Source organism: Streptomyces sp. NRRL B-24484 (assembly GCF_000717715.1).
In the GTDB taxonomy this organism is placed as follows: domain Bacteria; phylum Actinomycetota; class Actinomycetes; order Streptomycetales; family Streptomycetaceae; genus Kitasatospora.
The window spans coordinates 1-976 of the sequence record NZ_JOAI01000130.1; the positions used below are offsets into that span (position 1 = coordinate 1).

The following is a 976-nucleotide window of genomic DNA, read 5'->3' on the forward strand; positions in this document are numbered from 1 at the left end:
CCTCCGGAGCCGCGCCGCGCCGCCGCTACGCGGCGGTGTGCTGCTCCGCCACTCCGTGGCGGATGGGCGCAAGTGACTGCGCTCCTCCGGAGCGCTGCAGACTTGCCCGGATTGATTGGTATTCAGGTCCACATATGTGCAGTTCAGGGCCTTGCAGCCGTCGCGCTCCGCGCTTAGGTGGTGAGGTCGGGTGGTCATGGATCCAGTGTAGCGGAACCGCCGTCACCCATCCCCTGGCATCCAATCGGTGGATTGCTGACTTAGCGTCAGTTGATTATGGTGTAGACCAATTTTCCTTGAATGGTCCAGTCCGCTCGCTATAGGTCTACACCATTCGGATTGGATTCGGTCCGCCCTCCGGGCCTTAACCCTCCCGATCAAATTTCAGATGTGGTATTCTTCTTCATGTCGGAAAGGGGTTGGCGCTCCGCCCGGCCACTCGGAACACACCGCCATCAGAAAGAGGCTCAGAATGTCTGACTACCGCGACGACAATTACCCGGACTACGGCATGGAACAGATCTCCCAGCTCACGGAGGTAATCACGGACTCCGCTCCGGTCATTGCCTCCGTCATGCCGAAGCTTCCCGCCGGAACCTGCGGCCCGGGTCTGATCACCTACTCCTACCAGCTCGACGGCGTGACCATCACCGCCGACCCGAAGGACGAGTGGTCCACGGAGTTCCGCGAGTCGGTCAAGAATCTGATCGTCGCTGCCTTCGCCTTCAACGGCTGGCCTGTCGTCAAGGTAATGGTCGGCGGCGGCCGAAGCGTCCGGGTTCTCCACCCGCGCGAAGTTCTCCTTTCCCGCCTCTGACTCTGAGTCCACTCGGTGGGCTGTGCCCGGGTCACCGCCCCGGGCACAGCCCGGGGCCCCTAGAAGGCTCTTTCCGGCCTCCAGAGGCCGGCGAACACGCCAACCCCAATTGCCGGCCTGTATGGGTCGGCTCCGCCGCCCCCACCCCCCACCGCCCAC

Annotated in this window: 1 protein-coding gene; it reads left to right on the plus strand. The window is 63.2% G+C overall.

The annotated features are described in order from the left end of the window. Positions 1 to 472: 472 nt before the first annotated feature. Positions 473 to 817, plus strand: a complete 345-nt coding sequence (locus tag IE98_RS0141560) for a hypothetical protein (protein ID WP_030277949.1) — start codon at positions 473 to 475, stop codon at positions 815 to 817. Positions 818 to 976: the final 159 nt, after the last annotated feature.

Coding starts and splice junctions, on each gene's coding strand:
- IE98_RS0141560 (WP_030277949.1), top strand. CDS start 473: ATGTCTGACTACCGCGACGACAATTACCCGGACTACGGCATGGAACAG.